Consider the following 5,820-nt stretch of genomic DNA (forward strand, 5'->3'; position numbering starts at 1 on the left):
CGCCAAGCTCCCAAGCCACGCGCGGCGTCCCGTTTTCGAATTTCCTAAGTGGAAGGTCGACTTCATTCGTCAGAATCGCGATTTTTACACTGCGAATCGTTCATGGATAGATCCTTGGCTGCCGAGTATTCGGCGTTTCCCATCAAGCCTCCAAAAATTTGAGTGGAACGCTAAGGGCGAGCGGAAAAACATCTGGGATTTCGTGATTCAATTCCGTGCCTCCGGCGTGCGAGTTAAACGCCCGACTACGTCGCCGAGCCTGATCGCTATGACTGACACCCAAGTCCCCATCATCGGTTGGGAAAAGCGGTACATGACTCCGCGGGAGTGCGCACGACTGCAAAGCCTCGGTTCCATCTCCCTCCCTGCGAAACGCAGCGAGGCATATCGGGCCCTCGGGAATGCTGTCAATGCCAGCGTCGTGGCGGAGATCGCAAATGCACTTATTCGAGCTGGAGCACGAGATGCAAATGATTCTGACTTCGATCTCGATAATCAGAGACTCGCCGGATGAGCGATCTGAGGGTCAATATTTCGCCAGGTGTATCCATGCTGGCGGTGCTAAGCCGACTTAACTACAAGCCTTGGTTCGCACTCGCAGAGTACGTAGACAATTCGTTGCAAAGTATGTTGGCCAACCGTGACGCCCTAATCGCTCGTCATGGCGCCGGTTACAGACTTCGAATCGACATCGAGATCGATGCCGCCGGCTCTGGCGCCATCACAATCAGAGACAACGCTGCGGGAATCGGCCTTTCTGACTTTCCGAGGGCGTTCAGAGCCGCGCAGATTCCGCCCGACCGTTCAGGGCTATCTGAATTCGGGATGGGCATGAAGAGCGCATCGTGTTGGTTTGCTGGTCGATGGAGCGTACGGACTAGTGCATTGGGCGCAAACTCCGGTCACATAGTGACTTTCAATATCGAAGACATCGTGCATGCCGAAGTGGACGAGTTGGAAGTTTTCGCCTTCGAGTCGACTCCCGAATCGCACTTCACTGAGGTTCGACTATGGAACCTCAACCACAAGCCTGTTGGTCGCACCCTCGGCAAGGTAAAGCAACATCTCCGCGACATTTACAGGGTGTTCATTAGGCAGGGTTCCCTTGACCTTCGCGTGAATGGTGAATCGCTCGAGTACGACGAGCCAAACATCCTTGTAGCACCGTTCTACAAGGAACCTGAAGACGCCCAACTGATGTGGCGCAAGGAGGTCGAGTTCGATTTTGGCGGTGGTCTAAAAGTTCAAGGTTTCGCTGCGCTTCGAGAGAAAGGGGACACTCAAAACTCCGGGTTTTCTCTTTTTCGTCGTGGGCGAGTTATCGAGGGCAGTGGGGACGAAGGGTACCGACCGACCTCGGTGTTCGGTGCAGGTAACAGTTTCCGATCTCAGAGGCTTTTCGGGGAACTGCATCTGGATGGCTTTGAAGTCAGCCACACCAAAGATGGCTTCCAGTGGGACTCAAACGAAGAACCATTCCTCGATTTGCTCAGGGAAGCGCTGGACTCCGAGCCGCTTCCCCTTCTCAAGCAAGCTGAGGGACATAGAGCGAAGACGCCGTCACCAGATCACGCAAAAATTGCGACCGAAGCCATCAGCAACGCGGTAGAGACCCTGGAAACCCACCTTCCGGCGGCCATTGCGGAACTTGGTGCGCTACAACCCGTCGAGGCGCCAAATGAGATCAGTGACGTTCCCGAGAGCGTCGAGCGAGCCTTTGGATTTTTTCATGAGGGTCAACATTGGTCGTTCCGGATTGAGATATCAAGAGAAGACGGCGATTCGCACTGGATGTGGCACAGTGTCGACACAAGTGGCGCGGGAAAGCAGAGCATCCACATTCGATTGAACATGGCCCACCCGTTCTTGCTTAGATTTGCGGCCAACGGTGTGGAAAGCCTCGAGGCGATTCTGCGTCTCGCGATCGCCATAGTCGTAGGCGAGGTCCTCGCGGGAGCGAGCGGCGTCAACATGCCTGGCACGGTCACGCGAAACATTGGCAAGGTGCTCACATCAGCACTGTCTCAACCATAGGGATCAAATGAGCGACTCAATTATCACCCCCGCGGCTGTGCAAACAGGAGGTGGGCTTCAAGTTGGCGAAACATTCTTGCGCTTTGAGAAGGAAATCGCCCCATCCCTGGAGGCTGCCTCTCAACTGAGGCAAGATGCGCTAAGCATTCTCAGTCAAGCCGCGTTCGCAATCGATGTTCCTGCGCGAACTACAGGGCTAGTGGTCGGTCGCGTCCAGAGTGGGAAGACCATGTCCTACGAGGGGGTTATTTCCCTAGCCAAGGATAACGAGTATTCGCTTGTCATTGTCATCACGGGAATATCTAACCCTCTGCTTGACCAAAGCGTTCGCCGCCTCACGAATGACCTGAAAAAGGCAGCCCCCACGGGGTGGCACTTCGTCGTGAACCCGTCCGACGCAAACGCACAACACGTCCAGCAGTTCAAATCCCTTCGGGAAGATTGGACCGACCCGGACACCCCTGCCAACTTTCGAAGTCCGATAGTCGCGATAGTTCTGAAAAATTACGCTCGCATCGAGTCATTGATCGAGCTAGTCAAGAAAGAATCGTGGGCTGGGCTACGCGTGCTCGTAATCGATGACGAAGCTGATCAAGCGAGTTTGAACAATCGGGTGCAGCGCGGCGAATTTTCGACAACGCATGCTCAACTCACCGCGCTAAGGAATCAACTTCCAAATCACGCGTACATTCAGTACACGGCTACGCCTCAGGCTCCGCTCCTGATCCAAATAGCCGATGTCCTGTCGCCAGATTTTGTGAGGGTGTTGATACCAGGGGATGGGTACGTAGGCGGGGAAACGTTCTTCGTCGACCATCCTGAGTTGATTGAAACCATACCTATGGGGGACTTGCGGTCAGATTCTGTTGTACGGAATGAGCCGCCCGAGTCTATCCTGCAAGCAATGCGAATCTACTTCCTCGGCCTGGCTTTCGCCCTGCTAAATGGAGCGTTTGGTCCGAGATCGATGCTCGTGCATCCATCACGAGGAACGTCCCTTCATGGGCATTTTCTACTCTGGGTGACGCAATCGCGAAGCAATTGGTTAGACATTCTCAATGAGGGTGACAAGTCTGGCGACTGGCCGGCGCTCATGGCAGGTTTTGAAACCGCTCGGATTGACCTCGCCGGAACGGTAGGCGATTTACCGCCGATGGTTGAACTGTTACCAATGCTCAAGTTTGCCGTTCGGCGGGCTCGTATTATCGAGATGAACACGCGCGATGGCGGAGGGGTCCCGGAAGTGCGCTGGGAAGATGCTTTAGGTTTCATTTTGGTGGGTGGCCAGGCCCTTGATCGTGGTTTCACGGTGGAGGGTCTCACCGTTACTTATATGCCCAGGGGTCTCGGTGTCGGAAATGCTGACACCGTTCAACAGCGCGCTAGGTTCTTCGGTTACAAGAAGTCATACCTTGGACTATGTCGGGTTTACCTGGAGCCTGATGTCAAGTCAGCGTTCGAAGAGTACGTACGGCACGAAGTCGACATGCATAAGCGTCTGGTGGAAATCGAGAAAAGCGGCCAATCGCTGAACGATTGGCAACGTGTGTTCTTGCTCGATGCAAGCCTGAAGCCCACTCGTAGAGCCGTGCTTATCTCCGGTTACGCTAGCGGCAACTTTCGGGACTCTTGGTACATGGATCTGAGCCCGTCGCTCGTGGACACCAGTGTAGAAGGCAACTGGGATGTAATTCACGAAGTAATAAGCAAGCTCACCTTTGTTCCGTGGCCGGGTCATCCTGACAGAACTGCTGCCCAGAGTCATACCTACGCTCAGTTGCCACTATCCGATGTTTTTCGCATGATTAGTGAGCAGACTGTTGCCGACCCCGAAAGTTCTCTACAGAAAACCGGCCTGCTACTCCAGCTTGCTGATGCGTTGGACTCGGATCCAGGGCTTTCCGCAACGGTCGTCCGCATGAGGCCTACTGAAGTCGAGCAGCGCTCCCTCGATGAGCAGGGATATTCAGTTAAGGCTCTTTTTCAGGGGCCATCTAGGGCGGCGCGTGGCCACGAGGAGGGCGAGGTTTACCCCGGCGACGCCTTTGTTAGAAGTAAGGGCGCGGTGACTGTTCAGGTGCACGATGTCCAAGCGGCCCTGCGCGGTCGTGTAGTCGTACCGCATCTGCCTATCACCGCGGTGTGGGTGCCAGAAGCGCTCGGGGGTGGCTGGTATGTCCAACAAACCCATTGACCGTTTGCCTCTGCTGCGGTCATTTTTTGAACTCGAGAACGCCGATCTTCCGATGGGTGCCATCCGCGGCCGCAGTGTCTCCGGGCCATACATGGTCGGCATCGACGACGACGGTTACGCGAATTTCCTGGTGCGTGTCGAAATCGGGCCGGCGCAGGCGCCCATCGTGACTAACACCATTGAGGCTGCGTTTGGCATCCAGTGCGACGTGTCCTTTGACGATCTAACAGAGCGCTTGAACCTGGTTCGGGTGAAATGTCGAGACACCGATCCCCGAACAATAAGTCATTTCTACGCGATCTGCGCGTCTCTGATCAACGTCTTGGGCGACTGTCCCACGATGGTTCAAGTACAAGACGCGATTTCGCGGCTAGCAAGTTTGTTCATGAGTTTGAGTACCCCTCCGCGGGCCACTATCGCCGGTCTAGTAGGGGAACTGGTGTTGATTCTGGCCCTAGAGGATTCCGCAGCGGCGGTCCTTTCCTGGAGGATGCGAGATGTCGACCGAGTCGATTTCGTGTTTGACCGGGCTCGCGTAGAAGTGAAATCGACTACTAGCAGCGTACGTAGACACATACTTTCGTTCGCGCAAGCAAATTCTCCGGGTCTGTTGCCGACGTTGTTTGCGTCTGTCTTCGTCGAATTCTTAGACCACGGAGTCTCCGTCGCTGACCTCGTGGACATGATTGCGGAGCGGCTGGCGACACCTGCGCAGGCGCTCAAACTACGGGAGACGGTAGGTGAAACGATGGGATCCGAGGTGTTGACATTGGGTGAGCGGTATTTGGATTTGGACTTGTCCTTGGGGTCTTTGCAGTTGTATTCAGCATCGGACGTCCCAGCACTTCGGGGCGATCTTCCAATCGGGGTATCTGGGGTCCACTTCGAATCGGATTTCTCCGTTGCGGCCCCGATCGAGAAATCGCGGGCCGAGTTGCTGGGACTTCGTTACTAGCCTTAGGTCGGAAATGTTTGTTCGATTGCACTCATTAGAGCGGCAGCCATCTCTGCGCTTAACTGGATTGTCTGACTGACTTTCGGGCCTGATTGACGTGCGTCCGATCCGTATGTCGAGAGCTGCAGGAAATGCTCGCCACTCTTGCTAATCACTACGCTCCAAAGCCCGTCGACCTCAGTGGGGTGAAGTCGGGAGTTGCTAACGATGTGGTCAAGAGACCGTAAGCGCGCCATTTTTTCTCCATGCCGATGTTGCTGAGTACTAATCGAAAGCTACACGCCATCCACGCTCCGTTTTTCCATTTGAAAGCGGCGCCCTGCGCCCGGAGTTAATACGGCCTTCGCCCACTAAGCGCGACATCCAAAAAGATCGCCAGTTCGCCGGCCGGTCTGAAGTTCGAATCAGAGAAGATTCCGTGGAATACGTGGTCGTCACTGGCGAAGAGGTTCCTTTTCGTATTGAGTAGATCAGTGGCGGGCGCGCTAGCAAAGTGAAGAAAGACAGGCTCGGCTGGATTCCCGTTCCGAAAATCGCGTTGCAGGTCCAGTGGTGAATTAGCCCAGACGCGTCGCGAGCGCGGGACCTCATGTATTCATACATCGGGCAGGCTTGTTACCCGGCACTCGCGCCAGTC

Annotated in this window: 4 protein-coding genes; all 4 read left to right on the plus strand. The window is 55.1% G+C overall.

Features of this window, described 5'->3' with window-relative positions; translation table 11 throughout:
- The coding region (locus RMN95_RS04790; RefSeq protein WP_309615812.1) for a DNA cytosine methyltransferase at nt 1-514 on the plus strand (514 nt) is incomplete at its 5' end.
- Nucleotides 511-2,034 carry an ATP-binding protein gene (locus RMN95_RS04795; RefSeq protein WP_309615813.1) on the plus strand — a complete coding sequence of 508 codons (1,524 nt, stop codon included), beginning with the start codon at nt 511-513 and terminating at the stop codon, nt 2,032-2,034. The genes RMN95_RS04790 and RMN95_RS04795, both read left to right, overlap by 4 nt.
- A gap of 7 nt (nt 2,035-2,041) precedes the next feature.
- Nucleotides 2,042-4,228 carry a Z1 domain-containing protein gene (locus RMN95_RS04800; RefSeq protein ID WP_309615814.1) on the plus strand — a complete coding sequence of 729 codons (2,187 nt, stop codon included), beginning with the start codon at nt 2,042-2,044 and terminating at the stop codon, nt 4,226-4,228.
- A complete protein-coding gene (locus tag RMN95_RS04805; protein ID WP_309615815.1) occupies nt 4,209-5,183 on the plus strand; it encodes a PD-(D/E)XK motif protein in 975 nt (324 codons plus the stop codon). The genes RMN95_RS04800 and RMN95_RS04805 overlap by 20 nt, the downstream gene beginning before the upstream one ends.
- Nucleotides 5,184-5,820 lie beyond the last annotated feature (637 nt).

Source organism: Salinibacterium sp., from assembly GCF_031364185.1.
Lineage (GTDB): Bacteria > Actinomycetota > Actinomycetes > Actinomycetales > Microbacteriaceae > Rhodoglobus.